We start from the raw sequence: 615 nt of genomic DNA on the forward strand, positions 1-615 counted from the left end.
ACATGGAGCTTCAATCCATTGCTCTACCAACTGAGCTACCGAGCCTTATTGCGGGAGCAGGATTTGAACCTACGACCTTCGGGTTATGAGCCCGACGAGCTACCGAGCTGCTCCATCCCGCGTTAATAAAAAAGGAGGATGTGGGATTCGAACCCACGCACGCTTTTACACGCCTGACGGTTTTCAAGACCGTTCCCTTCAGCCGGACTTGGGTAATCCTCCAAAATAGTTTATACGGGAACAAACCCGTGTCCTCTTAGTGAAAAGATAATATTTCAATTCTCTAGTAATGGACTAAACACTATGGGCACGAGTGGACTCGAACCACCGACCTCACGCTTATCAGGCGTGCGCTCTAACCACCTGAGCTACGCGCCCAAGTTAAAAACTTGGTACAAAGAACAAAGTTCAAAGCGGGTGACGAGAATCGAACTCGCGACAACAGCTTGGAAGGCTGTAGTTTTACCACTAAACTACACCCGCTAAAATGGGAGTTAACGGGATCGAACCGCTGACCCTCTGCTTGTAAGGCAGATGCTCTCCCAGCTGAGCTAAACTCCCTAGAGCTAAGCGACTTCCATATCTCACAGGGGGCAACCCCCAACTACTTCCGGC

The 615-nt window shown here is 50.1% G+C and carries 5 tRNA genes; all 5 read right to left on the bottom strand.

Features of this window, described 5'->3' with window-relative positions:
* Positions 1 to 48: 48 nt before the first annotated feature.
* The 5 genes from QM424_RS09805 to QM424_RS09825 all read right to left on the bottom strand — a co-directional run bounded on the left by QM424_RS09805 (position 49) and on the right by QM424_RS09825 (position 561).
* A tRNA-Met gene (locus QM424_RS09805) sits at positions 49 to 122 on the bottom strand.
* 10 nt (positions 123 to 132) lie between these two features.
* Positions 133 to 222, bottom strand: a tRNA-Ser gene (locus QM424_RS09810).
* 82 nt (positions 223 to 304) lie between these two features.
* Positions 305 to 378 (bottom strand) — tRNA-Ile (locus QM424_RS09815).
* Positions 379 to 412: 34 nt separating this feature from the next.
* A tRNA-Gly gene (locus QM424_RS09820) sits at positions 413 to 483 on the bottom strand.
* Positions 484 to 488: 5 nt separating this feature from the next.
* Positions 489 to 561 (bottom strand) — tRNA-Val (locus tag QM424_RS09825).
* Between the last annotated feature and the right edge of the window lie 54 nt (positions 562 to 615).

Origin of the sequence: Streptococcus mitis (assembly GCF_047464945.1) — a bacterium.
Taxonomy (GTDB): domain Bacteria; phylum Bacillota; class Bacilli; order Lactobacillales; family Streptococcaceae; genus Streptococcus; species Streptococcus mitis_EA.